Annotated in this window: 18 protein-coding genes; 14 read left to right on the top strand and 4 right to left on the bottom strand. The window is 61.1% G+C overall.

Features of this window, described 5'->3' with window-relative positions; translation table 11 throughout:
* Positions 1-180: 180 nt before the first annotated feature.
* The 5 genes from A7J50_RS26970 to A7J50_RS26950 all read left to right on the top strand — a co-directional run bounded on the left by A7J50_RS26970 (position 181) and on the right by A7J50_RS26950 (position 6,902).
* Positions 181-711: a DUF5943 domain-containing protein gene (locus A7J50_RS26970; RefSeq protein ID WP_064454457.1), complete on the top strand. Its 531-nt coding sequence runs from the start codon at positions 181-183 to the stop codon at positions 709-711.
* Positions 712-726: 15 nt separating this feature from the next.
* Positions 727-2,787, top strand: coding sequence for a dimethylglycine demethylation protein DgcA (gene dgcA / locus A7J50_RS26965; protein ID WP_064454456.1), 2,061 nt, complete (start codon positions 727-729; stop codon positions 2,785-2,787).
* Between the two features lie 170 nt (positions 2,788-2,957).
* On the top strand, positions 2,958-4,901 hold the full coding sequence (gene dgcB, locus A7J50_RS26960; RefSeq protein ID WP_064454455.1) for a dimethylglycine demethylation protein DgcB: 1,944 nt from the start codon (positions 2,958-2,960) through the stop codon (positions 4,899-4,901).
* Positions 4,901-6,121, top strand: coding sequence for an electron transfer flavoprotein subunit alpha/FixB family protein (locus A7J50_RS26955; RefSeq protein ID WP_064454454.1), 1,221 nt, complete (start codon positions 4,901-4,903; stop codon positions 6,119-6,121). Before dgcB ends, A7J50_RS26955 begins: the two co-directional genes overlap by 1 nt.
* A 10-nt stretch (positions 6,122-6,131) precedes the next feature.
* Positions 6,132-6,902 carry an electron transfer flavoprotein subunit beta gene (locus A7J50_RS26950; protein ID WP_064454453.1) on the top strand — a complete coding sequence of 257 codons (771 nt, stop codon included), beginning with the start codon at positions 6,132-6,134 and terminating at the stop codon, positions 6,900-6,902.
* Positions 6,903-7,765: 863 nt separating this feature from the next.
* Here A7J50_RS26950 and gbcA read toward each other — a convergent pair.
* Positions 7,766-9,061: a glycine-betaine demethylase subunit GbcA gene (gbcA, locus tag A7J50_RS26945; protein WP_064454452.1), complete on the bottom strand. Its 1,296-nt coding sequence runs from the start codon at positions 9,059-9,061 to the stop codon at positions 7,766-7,768.
* A gap of 282 nt (positions 9,062-9,343) precedes the next feature.
* On the opposite strand from gbcA, the gene gbcB reads away from it, so the two are divergent.
* Positions 9,344-10,444 (top strand): glycine-betaine demethylase subunit GbcB, encoded by a 1,101-nt coding sequence (gene gbcB / locus A7J50_RS26940; protein WP_064454451.1) that lies wholly within the window; start codon positions 9,344-9,346, stop codon positions 10,442-10,444.
* A gap of 81 nt (positions 10,445-10,525) precedes the next feature.
* On the opposite strand, the gene A7J50_RS26935 is transcribed toward gbcB, so the two are convergent.
* Complete coding sequence (locus A7J50_RS26935) at positions 10,526-10,726, bottom strand: hypothetical protein (RefSeq protein ID WP_064454450.1); 201 nt, start codon at positions 10,724-10,726, stop codon at positions 10,526-10,528.
* Positions 10,727-10,909: 183 nt separating this feature from the next.
* Complete coding sequence (locus A7J50_RS26930; RefSeq protein ID WP_064454449.1) at positions 10,910-11,950, bottom strand: threonine aldolase family protein; 1,041 nt, start codon at positions 11,948-11,950, stop codon at positions 10,910-10,912.
* A gap of 90 nt (positions 11,951-12,040) precedes the next feature.
* On the opposite strand from A7J50_RS26930, the gene A7J50_RS26925 reads away from it, so the two are divergent.
* The 8 genes from A7J50_RS26925 to fdhA all read left to right on the top strand — a co-directional run bounded on the left by A7J50_RS26925 (position 12,041) and on the right by fdhA (position 21,882).
* A complete protein-coding gene (locus A7J50_RS26925) occupies positions 12,041-12,769 on the top strand; it encodes a TraX family protein (protein WP_064454448.1) in 729 nt (242 codons plus the stop codon).
* A 249-nt stretch (positions 12,770-13,018) separates the two neighbouring features.
* Positions 13,019-14,272, top strand: a complete 1,254-nt coding sequence (glyA, locus tag A7J50_RS26920; RefSeq protein ID WP_064454447.1) for a serine hydroxymethyltransferase — start codon at positions 13,019-13,021, stop codon at positions 14,270-14,272.
* A gap of 22 nt (positions 14,273-14,294) precedes the next feature.
* The gene (locus tag A7J50_RS26915) at positions 14,295-15,545 is read left to right on the top strand and encodes a sarcosine oxidase subunit beta (RefSeq protein ID WP_010207084.1); all 1,251 of its coding nucleotides are present in this window, start codon (positions 14,295-14,297) and stop codon (positions 15,543-15,545) included.
* Positions 15,546-15,560: 15 nt separating this feature from the next.
* Positions 15,561-15,863, top strand: coding sequence for a sarcosine oxidase subunit delta (locus tag A7J50_RS26910; protein ID WP_003194855.1), 303 nt, complete (start codon positions 15,561-15,563; stop codon positions 15,861-15,863).
* Positions 15,860-18,877, top strand: a complete 3,018-nt coding sequence (locus A7J50_RS26905) for a sarcosine oxidase subunit alpha (RefSeq protein WP_064454446.1) — start codon at positions 15,860-15,862, stop codon at positions 18,875-18,877. Before A7J50_RS26910 ends, A7J50_RS26905 begins: the two co-directional genes overlap by 4 nt.
* A gap of 123 nt (positions 18,878-19,000) precedes the next feature.
* Positions 19,001-19,633, top strand: a complete 633-nt coding sequence (locus A7J50_RS26900; RefSeq protein WP_064454445.1) for a sarcosine oxidase subunit gamma — start codon at positions 19,001-19,003, stop codon at positions 19,631-19,633.
* 10 nt (positions 19,634-19,643) lie between these two features.
* Positions 19,644-20,501, top strand: coding sequence for a formyltetrahydrofolate deformylase (purU, locus tag A7J50_RS26895; RefSeq protein WP_032883972.1), 858 nt, complete (start codon positions 19,644-19,646; stop codon positions 20,499-20,501).
* 181 nt (positions 20,502-20,682) lie between these two features.
* Positions 20,683-21,882 carry a formaldehyde dehydrogenase, glutathione-independent gene (gene fdhA, locus A7J50_RS26890; protein ID WP_048722231.1) on the top strand — a complete coding sequence of 400 codons (1,200 nt, stop codon included), beginning with the start codon at positions 20,683-20,685 and terminating at the stop codon, positions 21,880-21,882.
* A gap of 54 nt (positions 21,883-21,936) precedes the next feature.
* On the opposite strand, the gene A7J50_RS26885 is transcribed toward fdhA, so the two are convergent.
* Positions 21,937-22,197, bottom strand: coding sequence for a hypothetical protein (locus tag A7J50_RS26885; protein WP_208604447.1), 261 nt, complete (start codon positions 22,195-22,197; stop codon positions 21,937-21,939).
* Positions 22,198-22,544: the final 347 nt, after the last annotated feature.

Here is a 22,544-nt window from a genome sequence, read left to right as displayed (position 1 = left end):
TGCGTCAGGTCCTCGCGCCAAACTCGCCGTACGTACCGTACTGTCTCGCTTGTCGCTCCGGTCCTTCCTTGCTCTCGACGTGCTCGCTACGGCTCCAAAGTCATTCACACGGCTTGTTTATAAGAGCAAGGCAAAAGCTTTGCTAAGCACTGAAACCGAATTGTTTGGAGTTAAGTTTCCATGGCCAAGATCGCCCCGCAATTGCCAATCGAAGTCGACAGCGAAACCGGTGTCTGGACCTCCGACGCCCTGCCGATGCTGTACGTGCCGCGCCATTTCTTCGTCAATAACCACATGGGTATCGAAGAAGTGCTGGGCAGCGAAGCCTACGCCGAAATCCTCTACAAGGCCGGCTACAAATCCGCCTGGCACTGGTGTGAAAAAGAAGCTGAATGCCACGGCCTGGAAGGCGTTGCGGTGTTCGAGCACTACATGAAACGCCTGTCGCAACGCGGCTGGGGCCTGTTCAAGATCCAGGACATCGACCTCGACAAAGGCACCGCCAGCGTCAAGCTCGAACACTCGGCATTCGTCTATGTGTACGGCAAGGTCGGGCGCAAGGTCGACTACATGTTCACCGGGTGGTTTGCCGGCGCCATGGACCAGATTCTGCAAGCGCGCGGCAGTAACATCCGCACGGTGGCCGAACAAGTCTACGGTGGCTCCGAAGAAGGCCACGACGACGGGCTGTTCACCGTCAAGCCGTTGTAAGTCGAGGACCCTGCCATGGCTTTCGAAGCAATGTTTGCGCCGATCCAGATCGGCAAACTGACCATCCGCAACCGCGTGCTCAGTACCGCCCACGCCGAGGTGTATGCCACCGACGGCGGCATGACCACCGACCGCTATGTGAAGTATTACGAAGAGAAAGCCAAGGGCGGGATCGGCCTGGCCATCTGCGGCGGTTCTTCCAGCGTGGCCATCGACAGCCCGCAAGGCTGGTGGAAATCGGTGAACCTGGCCGACGACCGGATCATCCCGCACTTCCAGAACCTGGCCGATGCCATGCACAAGCATGGCGCCAAGATCATGATCCAGATTACCCACATGGGCCGCCGCTCGCGTTGGGACGGCGAACACTGGCCGACCTTGCTGTCGCCATCGGGCATCCGCGAGCCGGTGCACCGCGCCACCTGCAAGACCATCGAGCCGGAAGAAATCTGGCGCGTGATCGGCAACTACGCCACGGCTGCGGCGCGGGCGAAAGCCGGTGGCCTGGACGGCGTGGAGCTGTCGGCGGTGCACCAGCACATGATCGACCAGTTCTGGAGCCCACGGGTCAACAAACGCACCGACGAATGGGGCGGCAGCTTTGAAAACCGCATGCGTTTCGGCCTGGAAGTCTTGAAGGCGGTACGCAAGGAAGTCGGCCCGGATTTCTGTGTGGGCATCCGCCTGTGCGGCGATGAGTTCCATCCGGACGGCTTGTCCCACGAGGACATGAAACAGATCGCCAAGTATTACGACGACACCGGCATGCTCGATTTTATCGGCGTCGTGGGTTCAGGTTGCGACACCCACAACACCCTGGCCAACGTGATCCCGAACATGAGTTATCCACCGGAGCCGTTTTTGCACTTGGCCGCCGGTATCAAGGAAGTGGTCAAGGCCCCGGTGCTGCACGCGCAGAACATCAAGGACCCGAACCAGGCCACGCGCATTCTGGAAGGCGGCTATGTAGACATGGTCGGCATGACCCGTGCCCATATCGCCGACCCGCACCTGATCGCCAAGATCAAGATGGGCCAGATCGACCAGATCAAGCAGTGCGTCGGCGCCAACTACTGCATCGACCGCCAGTACCAGGGGTTGGACGTGTTGTGCATCCAGAACGCCGCGACGTCCCGTGAATACATGGGTGTGCCGCACATCATCGAGAAATCCACCGGGCCCAAACGCAAAGTCGTGGTGGTGGGGGCCGGTCCTGCCGGGATGGAAGCGGCGCGCGTTGCCGCCGAGCGTGGCCACGATGTAACCCTCTTCGAGAAGAAAGACTTTATCGGCGGGCAAATCACCACCGCGTCCAAAGCCCCGCAGCGTGACCAGATTGCCGGCATCACCCGCTGGTTCCAGCTGGAACTGGCACGCCTGAACGTCGACCTGCGCCTGGGCGTGGCGGCGGACGCGGCGACCATCCTGGACCTGCGTCCGGACGTGGTCGTGCTGGCGGTGGGCGGTCATCCGTTCCTGGAGCAGAACGAACACTGGGGCGCGGCCGAAGGCCTGGTGGTCAGCAGTTGGGACGTGCTCGACGGCAAAGTCGCGCCGGGCAAGAACGTGCTGGTGTACGACACCATTTGCGAATTCACCGGCATGTCGGTGGCGGACTTCCTGGCGGACAAGGGCAGCCAGGTCGAGATCGTCACTGACGATATCAAACCGGGTGTGGCCATTGGCGGTACGTCGTTCCCGACGTACTACCGCAGCATGTACCCCAAGGAAGTGATCATGACCGGCGACATGATGCTGGAAAAGGTCTACCGCGAAGGCGACAAGCTGGTGGCGGTGCTGGAGAACGAATACACCGGCGCCAAAGAAGAGCGGGTGGTCGATCAGGTGGTCGTCGAGAACGGCGTGCGCCCGGATGAAGAAATCTATTACGGGCTCAAGGAAGGTTCGCGCAACAAAGGCCAGATGGACATCGAAGCCCTGTTCGCGATCAAGCCGCAGCCGTGCCTGAGCGAAACGGGTGACGGGTACTTGCTGTTCCGCATCGGTGATTGTGTGGCCCAGCGCAATACCCACGCCGCCATCTATGACGCCCTGCGCCTTTGCAAGGATTTCTGACCCGACACTGAGCCACTGTGTACTCGGTCAAGTGTGGGAGGGGGCTTGCTCCCGATAGCGGTGGGTCAGCGACAGATACAGGAACTGACAGTCCGCCATCGGGAGCAAGCCCCCTCCCACATTAAGGTCCGGTTTCACAGTAGACCTGTGTGGTCTTTGGGAGCTTCACCATGTTGAACACCTTGCTGCCTATTCTCTTGTTTGCCGCCCTGGGCCTTGCCGCCCTCGGCGCATTGCGCCGGGTGAACATGTGGCGCCGGGGCCGCGCCTCCAGGGTCGACTTGCTCGGCGGCCTGCTGGCCATGCCCAAGCGCTACATGGTCGACCTGCACCACGTCGTCGCCCGCGACAAATACATCGCCAACACCCACGTCGCCACGGCCCTGGGCTTTGTGCTGTCGGCGCTGTTGGCGATTCTGGTCCACGGCTTCGGCCTGCATAACCGCATCCTCGGCTACGCGTTGCTGCTCGCCTCGGTGCTGATGTTTGTCGGCGCCACGTTCGTCTACCTGCGCCGGCGTAACCCGCCGTCACGCCTGTCGAAAGGCCCGTGGATGCGCCTGCCGAAAAGCCTGATGGCGTTCTCGGTGAGCTTCTTCCTGGTGACCTTGCCGGTGGCCGGGGTTCTGCCGGCTGACTTTGGCGGCTGGCTGCTCGCCGCACTGCTCGGTGTCGGTGTGTTGTGGGGCGTGTCCGAGATGTTCTTCGGCATGACCTGGGGCGGCCCGATGAAGCATGCCTTCGCCGGTGCCCTGCACCTGGCCTGGCACCGCCGCGCCGAGCGCTTTGGTGGCGGCCGCTCCACCGGTTTGAAACCGCTGGACTTGAGCGATAAAACTGCGCCACTGGGCGTGGAAAAACCCAAGGATTTCACCTGGAACCAACTGCTTGGTTTCGACGCCTGCGTGCAGTGCGGCAAGTGCGAAGCCGCGTGCCCGGCCTTTGCGGCCGGCCAGCCATTGAACCCGAAGAAGCTGATCCAGGACATGGTGGTTGGCCTGGCCGGCGGCACCGATGCCAACTTTGCCGGCAGCCCGTATCCAGGCAAGCCGATTGGCGAACACAGCGGCAACCCGCACCAGCCAATCGTCAACGGTCTGGTGGACGCCGACACCCTGTGGTCGTGCACCACCTGCCGTGCCTGTGTGGAAGAGTGCCCAATGATGATCGAGCACGTGGACGCCATCGTCGACATGCGCCGCCATCTCACCCTGGAAAAAGGTGCCACGCCGAACAAGGGCGCCGAAGTCCTCGAGAACCTGATCGCCACCGACAACCCCGGCGGCTTCGCACCGGGCGGTCGCCTGAACTGGGCGGCGGATTTGAACCTGCCGCTGCTCAGCGAAAAAGGCAGCGCCGATGTGTTGTTCTGGGTGGGCGACGGTGCCTTCGACATGCGCAATCAACGCACCTTGCGCGCCTTCGTCAAGGTGCTGAAAGCGGCCAGCGTCGACTTTGCGGTGCTGGGCCTGGAGGAGCGCGACAGCGGTGATGTGGCGCGGCGTCTGGGGGACGAAGCCACGTTCCAGCTGCTGGCTGCGCGCAATATCCAGACCCTGGCCAAGTACAGCTTCAAGCGCATCGTCACCTGCGACCCGCACAGTTTCCATGTGCTGAAAAACGAATACGGCGCCTTCAACGGCAACTACCTCGTGCAGCACCACAGCACGTTCATGGCCGAGCTGATCGGCGAGGGGGCGCTGAACCTGGGCCAGCACAAGGGCAGTAGCGTGACCTATCACGACCCGTGCTACCTCGGCCGCTACAACGGCGAATACGAGGCGCCGCGCCAAGTGCTGCGGGCGCTGGGTATCGAGGTCAAGGAAATGCAACGCTCCGGTTTCCGCTCGCGCTGCTGTGGCGGTGGCGGTGGTGCGCCCATCACCGATATCCCCGGCAAGCAACGTATCCCGGATATGCGTATGGAAGACATCCGCGAAACCGGCGCCGAGCTGGTGGCCGTGGGCTGCCCGCAATGCACGGCGATGCTCGAAGGCGTCGTCGAGCCGCGCCCATTGATCAAGGACATCGCCGAACTGGTCGCTGACGCCTTGCTCGAAGACGCCGCCCCGGTGAAAGCCCCTATAAAGCGTGAACCTGCGGAGGTGCATTGATGAGCGACATTATCCGCCGCGATCCACGGGCCGAATGGATCGCCCGTAACCGCCTGCACCCCTTGCATGCGGCGATGCAGCCGCTGCAACACAGTTGGATGGGGCCTAACGGTGTCATCCGTAAAAACCTGCATGGCATCGGTTTTATCGGCCCCAACGGCCTCAAGCGTATTGACCGCAGCGGCGCCCAACAGGGCGGCGCGGCCAAGCGTACGGCGGCGGTGGAGGTGCAATTGCCGCTGCATCAGGTACCGGCGCCCGCGTTCTACATCAACGTGGTGCCCGACATGGTCGGCGGCCGCCTGAGCAGCCACGACCGCGACGTGCTCGGCCTGGCCCGGCAACTCGCCGGCAGCGACGGCGCCGTGCTGGCGGTGGTGTTCGGCGAACACAAGGAGAGCGCCTTTGCGACGGCGGGTGTTGATCGCCTGCTGGTGCTCGAAGGCCACGCATTCGACGGTTATTCACCGGAGCAACGCGTCCAGGGCCTGCGGGCTGTGGATAACCAGTTCAACCCGCGCCATTGGTTGCTGCCGGACAGTCGCAGCGGTGGTGGCGAGTTGGGCCGGCGTTTTGCTGCGAGCCTCAAGGAACGCCCGGCCACGCGGGTCTGGCAAATCAAAGGTGAGGAGTGCATCGGCCGTGCCGGTGCGGGCCAGGAGGATATGGCTCGCCCGTTGCCACGCTTGATTCTGGCCGCAGTCGAATGTGCCGATCCGGTCAGCGACACGCGCCATGAAGTGTTGCCCGTGGAGTTATCCACACCCTTGGCGCGCAGCTTGTCGCGGATCGAAGATCTCGGCGCCGTGGCAGTCGACCCGGCGGCGATTCCCATGGCCGAAGCAGAGTTTATTTTCTCTGGCGGTAACGGCGTGAAGGACTGGGCACTGTTCCACCAGACTGCAGCCGCCCTCGGTGCGACCGAAGGCGCCTCGCGGGTGGCGGTGGACGACGGCTTTATGGCGCGTGATCGCCAGGTCGGCGCCAGCGGCACCTGGGTCACGGCGCGGGTGTATGTAGCCGTGGGGATTTCCGGGGCGATCCAGCACCTGCAAGGTATCGGTGCCTGCGACAAGGTGGTGGCGATCAACCTGGACCCTGGCTGCGACATGATCAAGCGTGCCGACCTGTCGGTGATCGGCGAAAGCGCCGCGATTCTGCAAGCCTTGATCGATGCGGTGCAGGTTTACCGCAACGGCGCCAAGCGCGATGCAGCTTAGGAACATGACCATGACGACGACTGTAATCAGCCTGGTTTCCATCGGCGCCCACCCCACGTCCGGTCGCCCGCGCCGTGCCGAGCAAGATGCACGTGCCGTCGAGCTGGGCTTGCAAATGGCTGGGGATAAGTTGCAGGTGCTGCACGCCGGCAGCCTCCACGAACCGACCTTGCGCAGCTACCTGGGCATGGGCTTGCCGCAGTTGCACGTGTTGGAACAGCCGGCAGGCGCTGATGCGTTGCCGGTGCTCAGTGAGTATTTGCGCGACGCAGGCGCCCAGGTGGTGCTTACCGGCACCCAGGCCGAAACCGGCGAGGGCTCGGGCATGTTGCCGTTCCTGCTGGCCGAGCAATTGGGCTGGCCGTTGATTGTCGGGCTGGCGCAGGTGGAGTCCATCGACGGCGGCGTGGCCCATGTGCTGCAAGCTTTGCCGCGCGGTCAACGGCGACGTTTGAAAGTGCGTCTGCCGTTTCTGGCCACTGTGGATAACGCCGCGCCCAAACCACGGCAAAGCGCCTACGGGCCTGCACAACGCGGGGAGTTGGCAGCCCATGAGGTCGAGATTGAGCAAGACGAGTTATTCACAGGCGCGGTGTTGCAACCCGCCAAGCCCCGGCCCAAGCGCCTCAAGGTGATCAAGGCCAAAAGCGGCGCGGACCGCATGAAGGCTGCCACGGCCAAAGCCAGCGGCGGCGGTGGGCAAGTGCTCAAGGGGCTTAGCCCTGAAGCGGGCGCAGACGCCATCCTCAAGTTACTCATAGAAGAAGGCGTGGTGCGCTGATTCCCTGTGGGAGCGGGCTTGTGTGGGAGCTGGCTTGCCTGCGATGGCATCACCGCGGTCTAACTGATAGACCGAGGCGCTTCTATCGCGGGCAAACCCGACTCCCACAGAAAGTAGGATTACCCACAATCCCTGTTGACCCACCTGTGGATAACCTGTTCGCGGCTGTCCACACCCCCGGTATATAAAGCCCTGCAGCCCGCTGTATGAAAAACAACCAGGCTAACCAGCGGTTTTTCCTGGGGTTTTCCCATGAATAACTTTATTTGCCGGTACCGACTTGCCCCCAAAGTCTGTTGGCGCTTCTGTGGATAAGATGTTCGCTATCGGCTACAGGCCACGTAGATTAAGGCTCTCACTGCGTTGATCAATAATTGATCAATTCGGCCTGTTTAGTGAATTAAAACCCTGAAACCCCCGTTTTATGAAGGTTTGACGCGGTTTTCCACAGTGCCGGCAAAGTTGCCCCCAAAGTCTGTTGGTGCTTCTGTGGATAAGGTGTTCGCGCACTGCTACAGGGCACGTCATTCGTGGCCTTCAAAGATTTGATCAATAAATGATCAGGTGGGGTTTAAACCGGCCTACTTGAATAAGTCACGGATTTTCTTCATTTATTTACAGGTGGGAAGCGCACTTGCCCACAATTGCTGTGGGTGGCTTTGTGGATAAGTTGTTGGGCAAAGGCTGGAGGGCAGGCGCCAGCGGTCTGTCAGGGTGTTGGATGAATTATGTACAGCTACAAACTACTGTGGGAGCCGGGCTTGCCCGCGATGACGGAGTAACAACCAACACAAGGGTTGAATGTTAAATCGCTATCGCGGGCAAGCCCGCTCCCACATTTTGATCGGCAGTGTGTCAGCCCATTACTCGTGTACGGCAACGCCTTTCAGATAAGGCGCCGGCGCAGCCCCCAGGTTGCTCAGCAACCGCTCGCTGTACCAATCCACAAAGTTCACCACGCCGAACTCATACGTCTTGGAGTACGGCCCTGGTTGGTAAGCGGTGGAGTTGATCCCACGCTGGTTCTCTTCGGCCAGGCGACGGTCCTGATCGTTGGTGGCGTCCCAGACCTGGCGCATGCGGTCCACGTCGTAGTCCACGCCTTCCACGGCGTCCTTGTGCACGATCCACTTGGTGGTGACCATGGTTTCCTGGGCACTGATCGGCCACACGGTGAACACGATGATGTGGTCGCCCATGCAGTGGTTCCACGAATGCGGCAGGTGCAGGATGCGCATCGAGCCCAGGTCCGGGTTCTTGATGCGGCCCATCAACTTCTTGCAGCCTTGCTTGCCGTCGAGGGTCATCGACACGGTGCCCTTGAGCAGCGGCATGCGCACGATACGGTTACGCAGGCCGAAGCTGGCGTGGGCGTAAGGGATTTTCTCGGCGTCCCAGGCAGCGGCCGAAGCGGCGACGTGGTCCTTGAAGGCCTGGTCGGCGCGCGGGTCGGTAACGTCGTCCCATTCCAGCAGGGTTTTCAGCAGTTCCGGGTGCGACGCGTTGCAGTGGTAGCACTCGCGGTTGTTTTCCAGCACCAGCTTCCAGTTGGCTTTTTCAAACAAGGTGGTGGTAATCGCCACCTTGGTGTTCTCCATGTCGTACGGTTCCATGTAATGGTTCAGCGTCGACAGGAAGTCATCAATAGCCGGTGGATTCTCTGCCAGGCTGATGAAGATATAGCCGCCGGCGGTCTTCACGTTCACCGGTTTGAGGCCGTACTGCTTCATGTCGAAGTCGGCGCCCATCTCGGTACCGGCGAACAACAGACGGCCGTCCAGCTCGTAGGTCCACTGGTGGTAGTGGCAGACCAGTTTGGCGACCTTGCCTTTTTCGCTGGTGCACAAGCGCGAGCCACGGTGGCGGCACACGTTGTGGAACGCATGCACCACGCCTTCGACGCCACGGATCACGATGATCGGGTTCTTGCCCACTTGCAGGGTCAGGTAGTTGCCCTTGGTGGGGATCTCGCAGGTCATGCCGGCGATCAACCACTCTTTCTGGAAGATCTCCTGCATGTCGATATCAAACAACCGCTCATCAGAGTAAAACGGCTGCGGCAGCGAAAAGGTGCGCTCACGCTCTTGCAGCATTTGCGCGGTGGCCTTGCGTGCGGGTTCCAGCGGATCGCCCAAGCTTAAGGTTGCGGTGACGTCCATCGTGTGTGTCCTCATGGCCATTCTGTGTGGCCGGCGAAAGTGGCTACGGTTATTGCAGTGCAAGGCGTAAAGAAAGCGTCTTTGTTGGGAGCGAGTGTGGGGCCGGTGAATACCAGAACCTTATCCATGAGCGACATGGCCCACTCTGATCCCGACGCGCAAGCCCCGTGGTATGGGGGCTGGTCGCGATAAGTATGTGAATGTCGCAGATAGGTAAATGGGTGGTTCTCGCGTTACGCAGAATCGCCACCATAAGGCCGAATATCGGCGGTGGAGAACAGCATGTCCAACAACTTCCTGAATCCGGTAACGACCCAGACCTGGGCCAATGGTCGGCACATCGTCCGTTGCGTCAAAGTCATCCAGGAAACCTGGGACGTGCGCACGTTCTGCTTCATGGCCGACCAGCCGATCCTGTTCTTCTTCAAGCCTGGGCAATTCGTCACCCTGGAGCTGGAAATCGAAGGCCAGCCGATCATGCGCTCCTACACCATTTCCAGTTCACCGTCGGTGCCTTACAGCTTCTCGGTGACGATCAAGCGCGTGCCGGGCGGGCGTGTCTCCAACTGGTTGCACGACACGCTGCATGAAGGTCAGGAGTTGGCGGTGCACGGGCCGGTCGGGCTGTTCAATGCCATCGACTTCCCGAGCCCGAAAGTGTTGTACCTCAGCGGTGGCGTCGGCATCACGCCGGTGATGTCCATGGCCCGTTGGTTCTACGACACCAACGCCAATGTCGACATGACCTTTGTTCACAGTGCCCGCTCGCCCAAAGACATCATCTACCACCGCGAGCTGGAGCACATGGCGTCGCGGATCGACAACTTCAGCCTGCACCTGATCTGCGAAAAGCACGGCCTGGGCGAACCCTGGGCCGGTTATCGCGGCTACCTGAACCACAAAATGCTCGAGCTGATGGTGCCGGACTTCCTGGAGCGCGAAGTCTTCTGCTGCGGCCCTACGCCGTACATGAGTGCGGTGAAACGCTTGCTGGAAGCGGCGGGCTTTGACATGGCGCGTTATCACGAGGAGTCCTTTGGTGCCACGCCGCCGGAAGCCCGTGCCGACGCAGTGGAACAAGCCGAACAGGCTGCCGATGCACCGGAAGTCGACTTGGCGGATCTGCACCAGGTGGAGTTCATTGCCTCAGGCAAAAGCATTCGTGTGGCGCCGGGCGAAACCGTCCACGCCGCTGCGGCCAAACTTGGCCTGCTGATTCCCAAGGCTTGCGGCATGGGCATCTGCGGGACGTGCAAGGTGATGAAGCTGGGCGGTGAGGTCGAGATGGACCACAACGGCGGGATTACCGAGGAAGACGAAGCCGAAGGCTACATTTTGTCGTGCTGCAGCGTGCCGAAGGGCGATGTGCGTATTGAGTTCTGATTAGCCGCGCGCTCACCACTGATCAACAGGTGAGTCAGTCCCGCGTCGGAGGTCATGAGTCTCCGACGCAGTCCTTAGTGCTTAGCGGGCGTAGAGCTGAATGGCGAACTGATCACCGGAGGCTGTCAGTTCATAGACTTTTTCATAGATGGTCAGGGTTCTCGAAGGCTCCCTGATGGTGTCACCGACTTTCGCAAGCTTCCTGAACTCGTCCCAGCTTACGAATGTGTTGCTGAGACTGCCTTCTTGGCGTGCGTTCATGGCGTAGCATTGAACTTCCATGGTCTAACCCTCTGCTGGATTTCCGTTTCCGGCCGATTATTCGGCAGGCAGGTATTCCCGAAAGGAGGCCGCTGCTGCGGCTTTTTCCTTTCGGGTTCCAAGAGGCTAGTCGATGAAAATGCAGTCGTATGCTGTCGGAAACACCAGATAACAGTCTCGGCAATCCGCCAGTATTCGTCGCGCTTAGGCGCCCATCACTTGGCGAATATCCGCGGCTAATTCTCTTACACGCTCTTCCTCGGTATCCCACGCACACATGAACCGTGCGCCACCTTTGCCGATGAAGGTGTAGAAGCGCCAGCCCTTGGCCGTCAAGGCTTCGATGGCCGCTTCCGAGAGTTGCAGGAACACGCCGTTGGCCTGCACCGGGAACATCAATTCCACGCCGGGAATATCCGCCACCAGGCTGCTCAGCAGTTGTGCGCAGTGGTTGGCGTGGCGTGCGTGTTTGAGCCAGGCGTCGTTTTCCAGCAGGCCCACCCAGGGTGCCGAGAGGAAGCGCATTTTCGACGCCAGCTGGCCGGCCTGTTTGCAGCGGTAATCGAAGTCTTCGGCCAGCTTATGGTTGAAGAACAGGATCGCTTCACCCACCGCCATGCCGTTTTTCGTACCGCCAAAGCACAGCACGTCCACACCGGCTTTCCAGGTCAGGTCGGCCGGGGAGCAACCGAGGAACGCGCAGGCATTGGCGAAGCGCGCGCCGTCCATGTGCAGGTTCAGGCCCAGTTCCTTGCAGGTGACGCTGATCGCGCGGATTTCTTCCGGGGTGTACACACTGCCGACTTCAGTGGCCTGGGTCAGGGTCACCACGCGGGGCTTGGGGTAGTGGATGTCCTGGCGCTTGAGGGCGATTTCGCGGATCGATTCCGGGGTCAGCTTGCCGTTTTCGGTGCGAGCGGTAAGGAGCTTGGAACCATTGGAGAAAAACTCCGGCGCGCCGCATTCGTCGGTTTCAACGTGGGCGGTTTCCGAGCAAATCACGCTATGGTAGCTCTGGCACAGCGAGGACAGTGCCAGGGAGTTGGCGGCTGTGCCGTTGAAAGCGAAGAATACCTCGCAGTCGGTTTCGAACAAGTGACGGAATCCGTCGGCGGCGCGGTGGGTCCATTCATCATCGCCGTAGGCGCGTTGATGGCCCTGGTTGGCTTGTTCCATGGCGGCCCAGGCTTCCGGGCAGATGCCGGAATAGTTGTCGCTGGCGAATTGTTGGCTCTTGTCGGTCATGGCCCATTCCTGTGGTCGATGTTGGTGCGCACTGTAACCAAGATTGTCCAGGGTGCGCACGCACTGTAAATGCAAAGTCACTGGGGAATTATGCACGGTACTGAAACGATTCCTGTCGGACGCGTCCGGGATGGCGCCCTGGATTTGCTCAAGTGGCTGGCGCTGCTGAGCATGGTGTTGGATCACTTGCGTTATGTCGGTTTGAGCCTCGATGGCCTGTATGTGCCAGGCCGGCTGGCGTTTCCCTGGTTTTGCCTGGCGATTGCGGCCAATGTGCGCCGGGTCCGGCTTGCGCCCGTGACCGGCCAGTGGCGCTACCTGGGCTGGCTGTTACTGTTCAGTGTGATCAGCGAAGTGCCGTACCGAATGTTTATCGACGATGCCGATACATTAAACGTCTTGCCGACCCTGGTGCTGGGCCTGCTCGTTGCCCGAGGATGGCAGCAGAAGGCGCTTTTTGATCGAGGTTTGGCGCTGATCGCCGTCGCGATGGGCGCGGTGTTTTCCACGCACCTGATGTTCGGCTTTTTCGGTGTCTTGCTGCCGTTGGCAATGCTGCTGGTGTTCAGCCGCCCATGGTATTTCAGCTTGTTACCGGGTTTGGTCTGTGTGGCTGCCAACCAATGGCAGATCCTGCTCAACAGCGGCACGCCCGTGGCGCTTTTGGGATTGGCCACTTGCCTGATCGCGCCATTGGCGGGGTTGGTCTTAGTGCGTCATGCCAGGCATGTGTCTCCACCCGCCATGCGGCGCTGGGCATATAGCTTGTATCCACTGCATTTTTTGATGCTGCTAATCGTCCGACAGATTATCGCCTAACCCCTGTCGGAGCTGGCTTGCCTGCGATTGCATCACCCCAATGCAACTGATACACCGAGGTGTCTGCATCGCAGGCAAGCCAGCTCCCACACAAGCCTGCTTCCACATTTATTCGGTGTTGTTCCGGCAATGTCGTAAACGCACCTTTGCGTGGCGTCCGTAGGCATTTGATCTACCGGCGCCAGCCCTACCATCGCATCAAAGGGCCCTGCACGGGCCTTAACAATACGAAAGGCTGGGAGAGACGCGATGTTCAGCAAAAAAGACCAGATCCAGGGATATGACGACGCACTGTTGGCGGCGATGAATGCCGAGGAGCAGCGTCAGGAAGATCATATCGAGCTGATCGCGTCAGAGAACTACACCAGCAAACGTGTGATGGAAGCGCAAGGCAGCGGCCTCACCAACAAATACGCCGAAGGTTACCCGGGCAAGCGCTACTACGGTGGCTGCGAGCACGTGGACAAGGTTGAAGCCCTGGCCATCGAGCGCGCCAAGCAGCTGTTCGGTGCCGATTACGCCAACGTGCAGCCACACTCCGGTTCGTCCGCCAACAGCGCGGTGTACCTGGCGCTGATCAATGCTGGCGACACCATCCTCGGCATGAGCCTGGCCCACGGCGGCCACCTGACCCACGGCGCCAAAGTGTCGTCGTCGGGCAAGCTGTACAACGCGGTGCAATACGGCATCAACACCGACACCGGCCTGATCGACTACGACGAAGTTGAGCGTCTGGCGGTCGAGCACAAGCCGAAGATGGTGGTGGCCGGTTTCTCCGCCTACTCCAAAACCCTGGATTTCCCACGCTTTCGTGCGATTGCCGACAAGGTCGGCGCGCTGCTGTTCGTCGACATGGCCCACGTCGCCGGCCTGGTGGCCGCTGGTTTGTACCCGAACCCGCTGCCTTACGCCGACGTGGTCACCACCACCACCCACAAGACCCTGCGCGGTCCACGTGGCGGTTTGATCCTGGCCAAGGCCAACGAAGAAATTGAAAAGAAACTCAACTCTGCGGTGTTCCCAGGCGCTCAGGGCGGCCCGCTGATGCATGTCATCGCCGGCAAGGCGGTGTGCTTCAAGGAAGCGGCGGAGCCAGGTTTCAAGGTGTACCAGCAACAAGTGATCGACAACGCCCAGGCCATGGCCGGCGTGTTTATCAAACGTGGCTACGATGTTGTCTCCGGCGGTACCGATAACCACCTGTTCCTGGTCAGCCTGATTCGCCAGGGCCTCACCGGCAAAGAGGCGGACGCTGCCCTCGGTCGCGCCCACATCACCGTCAACAAGAACGCCGTGCCGAATGACCCGCAGTCGCCGTTCGTGACCTCGGGCCTGCGTATCGGCACCCCGGCGGTGACCACACGTGGCTTCAAAGTACCGCAGTGCATCGAGTTGGCCGGCTGGATCTGCGACATCCTCGACAACCTCGGCGACGCCGATGTCGAGGCCAACGTGGCCAAGCACGTGTCTGCCCTGTGCGCTGATTTCCCGGTTTATCGCTGAGCGCGGTTTTGGAGTAATGACTATGCAACGCTACTCGGGCTTCGGCCTCTTCAAGCACTCACTCAGCCACCACGAAAACTGGCAGAAGATGTGGCGCACGCCGACCCCTAAAAAGGTCTACGACGTGGTCATCGTCGGCGGCGGCGGGCATGGTCTGGCGACCGCCTATTACCTGGCCAAAGAGCACGGCATCACCAACGTGGCCGTGGTCGAAAAAGGCTGGCTGGGCGGCGGTAACACCGCGCGCAACACCACCATCGTGCGTTCCAACTACCTCTGGGACGAGTCTGCGCACCTTTACGAACACGCGATGAAACTATGGGAAGGCCTGTCCCAGGACCTGAACTACAACGTGATGTTTTCCCAGCGTGGCGTCTATAACCTGTGCCACACCCTGCAAGACATTCGTGATTCCGAGCGCCGCGTCAGCGCCAACCGCCTCAACGGCGTGGACGGCGAACTGCTCAACGCCAAACAAGTCGCCGATGAGATCCCGTACCTCGACTGCTCAAAAAACACCCGCTACCCGGTACTCGGCGCCACCGTGCAACGGCGCGGCGGCGTGGCCCGTCACGATGCCGTGGCCTGGGGCTTTGCCCGCGCTGCTGACGCACTCGGTGTGGACTTGATCCAGCAGACCGAAGTGATCGGTTTCCGCAAGGAAAACGGCGTGTGCATCGGCGTGGAAACCAATAAAGGCTTTATCGGCGCCAAGCGCGTCGGTGTGGTGACGGCCGGTAACTCCGGGCACATGGCTTCGCTGGCGGGCTTCCGCTTGCCGATTGAATCCCACCCGCTGCAAGCCCTGGTGTCGGAGCCGATCAAGCCGATTATCGACAGCGTGATCATGTCCAACGCCGTGCACGGCTACATCAGCCAGTCCGACAAGGGCGACCTGGTGATTGGCGCCGGTATCGACGGCTACAACGGCTACGGCCAGCGCGGCTCGTACCCGGTGATCGAACACACCATCCAGGCCATCGTCGAGATGTTCCCAGTGCTGTCGCGTGTGCGCATGAACCGTCAGTGGGGCGGCATCGTCGACACCACGCCGGACGCCTGCCCGATCATCTCCAAAACCCCGGTGCCGAACATGTTCTTCAACTGCGGTTGGGGCACCGGTGGCTTCAAGGCCACGCCGGGCTCAGGCAACGTGTTTGCCGCCAGCCTCGCCAAGGGTGAAATGCACCCGTTGGCTGCACCTTTCTCCATCGACCGTTTCCACAACGGTGCGTTGATCGATGAACACGGCGCTGCGGCCGTCGCCCACTAACAGGAGAAATCCCCTATGTTGCATATCTTCTGTCCTCACTGTGGCGAACTGCGCTCCGAAGAGGAATTCCACGCGTCCGGCCAAGCGCACATCCCGCGCCCGCTGGACCCGAACGCCTGCACCGACGAACAGTGGGGCGACTACATGTTCTTTCGCGATAACCCGCGTGGCCTGCACCACGAGCTGTGGATTCACGCCGCCGGTTGCCGCCAGTATTTCAACGCCACGCGCGACACCGTGACCTACGAAATTCTTGAAACCTACAAGATCGGCGAGAAGCCGCAATTCACCGCCAAGGCCTCTGGAGAGAAGGTATGAGCCAGATCAATCGCCTGTCCAACGGTGGCCGCATCGACCGTAATAAAGTCCTGACGTTTACCTTCAACGGCCAAAGCTACAAAGGCTTTGAAGGCGACACCCTGGCCGCTGCCCTGCTGGCCAACGGCGTCGACATCATCGGTCGCAGCTTCAAATACTCGCGCCCACGCGGCATCTTTGCCGCCGGCGCCGAAGAGCCGAACGCGGTGCTGCAGATCGGCGCCACCGAAGCCACCCAGATTCCCAACGTGCGCGCCACGCAACAGGCGCTGTACCAAGGCCTTGTCGCCACCAGCACCAATGGCTGGCCAAGCGTGAACAACGACATGATGGGTATTCTCGGCAAGGTCGGCGGCAAGCTGATGCCGCCGGGCTTCTACTACAAAACCTTCATGTACCCGCAATCGTTCTGGATGACCTACGAGAAGTACATCCGCAAGGCCGCAGGCCTTGGTCGCTCGCCGACCGAGAACGACCCGGACACCTACGACAACATGAACCGTCACTGCGACGTGCTGATTGTCGGCGCCGGCCCTGCCGGTCTGTCGGCCGCCCTGGCGGCTGCGCGCAGCGGTGCGCGAGTGATCATCGCGGACGAGCAGGAAGAGTTTGGTGGTTCGCTGCTTGATTCCCGCGAAAGCCTCGACGGCAAACCGGCCACCGAGTGGGTCGCCAGTGTGATCGCCGAGCTCAACTCCCTGCCGGACGTGCTGCTGTTGCCTCGCGCCACCGTCAACGGTTACCACGACCATAACTTCCTGACCATTCACGAACGCCTCACCGACCACCTCGGTGACCGCGCGCCGATTGGTGTGGTGCGTCAGCGTATCCACCGTGTGCGCGCCAAGCGTGTGGTGCTGGCGACCGGTGCGTGCGAGCGCCCGCTGGTGTACGGCAACAACGACGTGCCGGGCAACATGCTCGCCGGCGCAGTCTCCACTTACGTGCGCCGCTATGGCGTGGCACCCGGCAAAAAACTGGTGCTGTCGACCAACAACGACCACGCCTACCGCGTGGCACTGGACTGGTTTGATGCAGGCCTTGCGGTTGTAGCGGTGGCCGATGCTCGCCATAACCCACGCGGCGCTCTGGTGGAAGAAGCCCGTGCCAAAGGCATTCGCATCCTCACCGGCAGTGCCGTGATCGAAGCCCGTGGCAGCAAGCATGTGACGGGTGCTCGTGTCGCAGCCATCGATGTGAAAGCGCATAAAGTCACCAGCCCCGGCGAGTGGCTGGAGTGCGACCTGGTCGCCAGCTCCGGCGGCTACAGCCCGGTTGTTCACTTGGCCTCGCACTTGGGCGGCAAGCCGACCTGGCGTGAAGATATCCTCGGTTTTGTACCGGGCGAAGCACCACAAAAACGCGTGTGCGTCGGTGGTATCAACGGCGTGTACGGCCTTGGCGATTCCCTGGCGGATGGTTTTGAAGGCGGCGTGCGCGCAGCCAGCGAAGCCGGTTTCGCGCCCGTGCAAGGCACGCTGCCAAAAGCCTTGAGCCGTCTGGAAGAGCCGACGCTGGCGCTGTTCCAGGTGCCTCACGAAAAAGCCACTGCACGGGCGCCGAAGCAATTTGTCGACCTGCAAAACGACGTGACCGCTGCCGCCATCGAACTCGCCACCCGTGAAGGTTTCGAGTCGGTCGAGCACGTCAAACGCTACACCGCGCTGGGTTTTGGCACCGACCAGGGCAAGCTGGGTAACGTCAACGGCCTGGCGATTGCCGCGCGCTCGTTGAACGTGACCATCCCGCAGATGGGCACCACCATGTTCCGCCCGAACTACACGCCGGTCACCTTCGGCGCCGTTGCGGGCCGCCACTGTGGGCACATCTTTGAACCGGTGCGCTACACCGCGCTGCAAGCCTGGCACGTGAAAAACGGCGCCGAGTTTGAAGACGTCGGCCAGTGGAAACGCCCCTGGTACTTCCCGCGCAACGGTGAAGACCTGCACGCTGCGGTGAAACGCGAATGCCTGGCCGTGCGCGACAGCGTCGGCCTGCTGGATGCGTCCACCCTCGGCAAGATCGACATTCAGGGCCCGGATGCCCGTGAATTCCTCAACCGCATCTACAGCAACGCCTGGACCAAGCTCGACGTGGGCAAGGCGCGCTACGGCCTGATGTGCAAGGAAGACGGCATGGTTTTCGATGACGGCGTCACCGCCTGCATCGCCGACAACCACTTCCTGATGACCACCACCACCGGCGGCGCAGCGCGCGTGCTGCAGTGGCTGGAAATCTACCAACAGACCGAATGGCCGGACCTCAAGGTGTACTTCACCTCGGTCACCGACCACTGGGCAACCATGACCCTGTCCGGCCCCAACAGCCGCAAGTTGCTGAGCGAAGTGACCGATATCGACTTGGACAAGGACGGTTTCCCGTTCATGACCTGGAAAGAAGGCTTGGTCGGCGGCGTGCCGGCACGGGTGTTCCGTATCTCGTTTACCGGTGAGCTGTCGTACGAAGTCAACGTGCAGGCCGACTACGCCATGGGCGTGCTGGAACAGATTGTCGAAGCCGGAAAGAAGTACAACCTGACGCCGTACGGCACCGAAACCATGCACGTACTGCGCGCCGAGAAGGGCTTCATCATCGTCGGCCAGGACACCGACGGCTCGATGACCCCGGACGACCTGAACATGGGTTGGTGTGTAGGCCGCACCAAGCCGTTCTCGTGGATCGGCTGGCGCGGGATGAACCGTGAAGACTGCGTGCGCGAAGAGCGTAAGCAGCTGGTCGGGCTCAAGCCGATTGATCCGAACGTATGGCTGCCGGAAGGCGCGCAGCTGGTGTTCGATCCGAAGCAGACGATTCCGATGAGGATGGTCGGCCACGTCACCTCAAGCTATGCCCACAACTCCCTCGGCTATTCGTTTGCGATGGCGGTGGTCAAGGGCGGCTTGAAGCGCATCGGCGAGCGCGTGTTCTCACCGCAAGCGGATGGCAGCGTGATCGAGGCGGAAATTGTGTCTTCGGTGTTCTTTGACCCGAAAGGCGAGCGGCAGAACATCTGATAGACCGAGGCGCCTGCAGCGCAGGCAAGCCCCCTCCCACATTTTGAAATGCATTCCCCTGTGGGAGGGGGCTTGCCCCCGATGAGGCCAGTAGCCGCACAACAGAATTCAGACAGGTGCTTTATGACAGCAGCCAACGTATACCAACAACGCCCAACCACCGGCGCCAAGGCCGAGTCGTCGCTGCACCATGCCGACCTCGCCAGCCTGGTCGGCAAGGGCCGCAAGAACGCCGGCGTGACCGTGCGCGAAAAGAAACTCCTCGGCCACCTGACGATTCGTGGCGATGGCCATGACGCGGCCTTCGCTGCCGGCGTGCACAAAGCCCTCGGCATCGAGCTTCCAGCCGCCCTGCAGGTGATCGTCAAAGGCGAAACCAGCCTGCAATGGCTTGGCCCGGATGAATGGCTGCTGGTTGTGCCGAGCGGTGAAGAGTTCGCTGCCGAGCAAAACCTGCGGGCTGCCCTGGGCGACCTGCATATCCAGATCGTCAACGTCAGCGGCGGCCAGCAGATCCTCGAACTCAGCGGCCCGAATGTGCGCGACGTGCTGATGAAGTCCACCAGCTACGACGTGCACCCGAACAATTTCCCGGTGGGCAAGGCGGTGGGCACGGTGTTCGCCAAGTCGCAACTGGTGATCCGCCATACCGCCGAAGACACCTGGGAACTGCTGATTCGTCGCAGCTTCTCGGATTACTGGTGGTTGTGGCTGCAGGATGCGTCAGCCGAATTTGGCCTGAACGTTCAAGCCTGAGGAGTGACCGATGAGCCGTGCACCCGATACATGGATTTTGACTGCCGACTGCCCCAGCGTGCTCGGCACGGTGGACGCGGTCACCCGCTACCTGTTCGAGCAGGGCTGCTACGTCACCGAACACCATTCGTTCGATGACCGCCTCTCGGGCCGGTTTTTTATTCGCGTGGAATTCCGCCAGCCCGACGGTTTCGACGAGCAGGCTTTCCGCGATGGCCTGGCCACTCGCGGCGAAGCCTTTGGCATGATCTTCGAACTGACGGCGCCGAACTACCGGCCAAAAGTGGTGATCATGGTTTCCAAGGCCGATCACTGCCTGAACGACCTGCTGTACCGCCAGCGTATCGGCCAACTGTCCATGGACGTGGTCGCGGTGGTGTCCAACCATCCCGATCTCAAGCCGTTGGCCGACTGGCACCAGATTCCCTACTACCATTTCCCCCTCGACCCCAACGACAAACCGTCCCAGGAGCGTCAGGTGTGGCAAGTGATTGAAGAGACCGGTGCGGAACTGGTGATTCTTGCGCGCTACATGCAAGTGCTGTCGCCGGAGCTGTGCCGCAAGCTCGATGGCAAGGCGATCAACATCCACCACTCGTTGTTGCCGGGGTTCAAGGGCGCCAAGCCGTATCACCAGGCCTACAACAAGGGCGTGAAACTGGTCGGCGCCACGGCGCATTACATCAACAACGACCTGGATGAAGGCCCGATCATCGCCCAGGGCGTGGAGGTGGTGGACCACAGCCATTATCCCGAGGACCTGATTGCCAAGGGGCGTGATATCGAAGGGCTGACACTGGCCCGGGCCGTTGGGTATCACATAGAGCGGCGGGTGTTCTTGAACGCCAATCGCACCGTCGTTCTTTAGATCGCTATCGCAGGCAAGCCAGCTCCCACATTTGAATGTGTTCACAAATCAAAAGGTGGGAGCGGGCTTGCCCGCGATGAGGCCATCAGCAACAACGCACAAACAGCATCTGTACCCGAGCACTTTACGCGCTGCCTGCCTGGGCAACGCGGTTCCATAAAAACAACAGCGAGGTGAAAGCATGTCTGGTAATCGTGGTGTCGTGTATCTCGGCAACGGCAAGGTCGAAGTACAGAAAATCGACTATCCCAAAATGCAGGACCCCCGTGGCAGGAAGATTGAACACGGCGTCATCCTGCGCGTGGTCTCCACCAACATCTGCGGCTCCGACCAACACATGGTGCGCGGCCGCACCACTGCCCAGACCGGCCTGGTACTGGGGCATGAAATCACCGGCGAAGTGATCGAAAAGGGCAGCGATGTCGAGAACCTGAAAATCGGCGACCTGGTCTCGGTGCCGTTCAACGTGGCGTGCGGCCGCTGCCGCTCCTGCAAAGAGCAACACACCGGCGTGTGCCTGACCGTCAACCCGGCCCGTGCCGGTGGCGCCTACGGCTACGTCGACATGGGCGACTGGACCGGCGGCCAAGCCGAATACGTGCTGGTGCCGTACGCCGACTTCAACCTGCTGAAACTGCCGGACCGCGACAAGGCCATGGAGAAAATCCGCGACCTGACCTGCCTTTCCGACATTCTCCCGACGGGTTACCACGGTGCCGTCACTGCTGGCGTCGGCCCGGGCAGTACCGTTTACATTGCGGGTGCCGGCCCGGTCGGCCTGGCCGCTGCGGCGTCCGCACGCCTGCTCGGCGCGGCGGTCGTGATCATCGGCGACGTCAACTCTATCCGCCTGGCCCATGCCAAGGCGCAAGGGTTTGAAGTGGTTGACCTGTCCACCGACACCCCGCTGCACGAACAGATCGCCGCCCTGCTGGGCGAGCCGGAAGTGGACTGCGCCGTTGACTGCGTGGGCTTCGAAGCGCGTGGCCACGGGCATGACGGCGCCAAGGCCGAAGCCCCGGCCACCGTGCTCAACTCGCTGATGGGCGTGGTGCGTGTGGCAGGCAAAATCGGCATTCCAGGCTTGTACGTGACCGAAGACCCGGGCGCCGTCGACGCCGCCGCGAAAATGGGCAGCCTGAGCATTCGCTTCGGTCTGGGCTGGGCTAAATCCCACAGCTTCCACACCGGCCAAACCCCGGTGATGAAGTACAACCGCCAGCTGATGCAGGCGATCATGTGGGACCGCATTCATATTGCCGATATCGTCGGCGTCGAAGTCATCAGCCTGGATGACGCGCCGCGTGGGTACGGCGAGTTTGATGCGGGCGTGCCGAAGAAGTTTGTGATTGATCCGCACAAACTGTTCAGCGCGGCATAAGCATTGGCAAAATCAAAAGGGCGACCCTAGGGTCGCCCTTTTTGCGTCGGGTGCTTAAGCCTGCAAGCGTCGACTGATGACATCGAGCAAGTCGCAGCCATCTCGCAGCGGAATGGCGCAGAGCAGGGCAAAGTCCTGCAGGACAAGGGTGTCGGTTTGCAGGCCTTCGCGAAACGCGAGGTTTTCCATGACTTGAGTGACCGCGCGGATGCGGTAGACGGCGGCGTCGTGGAGCACGTCCAGTGGGACTTGGGTGTCGATGAGCAGGGAAGGGGTGGTGCTGTCGTGGCCGGTGAGCGGGATGTATCGGTTCATGTTTTAACCTTTATTTCAGAGAATGTGGCTACCACTCACACGTCGCCAAACGAATGGGTGGCAGCTGTACGCAGGTTGGCGAACCGGTGAAATAAAGCAAAGGCCGGCAGACCCGAAGGTCTCCCGCGCACAGCCGCCATAAAGCAGCTTTACGCGTACAAAAAACCTGCAAAGGAGCAGGTGCTTTTGCATGCATTATTTCAATCGGGTCGCCAAACCCGTGTCGCCATGTGGACGACCGCCGAACTATAAGCGCCATCCTTCGCCATGAGCAAGTCGCCCAGCCGATGAAAATCAAATGTGGGAGCGGGCTTGCTCGCGAAAGCGGTGGGTCAGTCAACACATTC

This window comes from Pseudomonas antarctica (assembly GCF_001647715.1).
Lineage (GTDB): Bacteria > Pseudomonadota > Gammaproteobacteria > Pseudomonadales > Pseudomonadaceae > Aquipseudomonas > Aquipseudomonas antarctica_A.
Note: the sequence above shows the minus strand (reverse complement) of the source record. Positions and strands in the feature narration are given on the sequence as shown.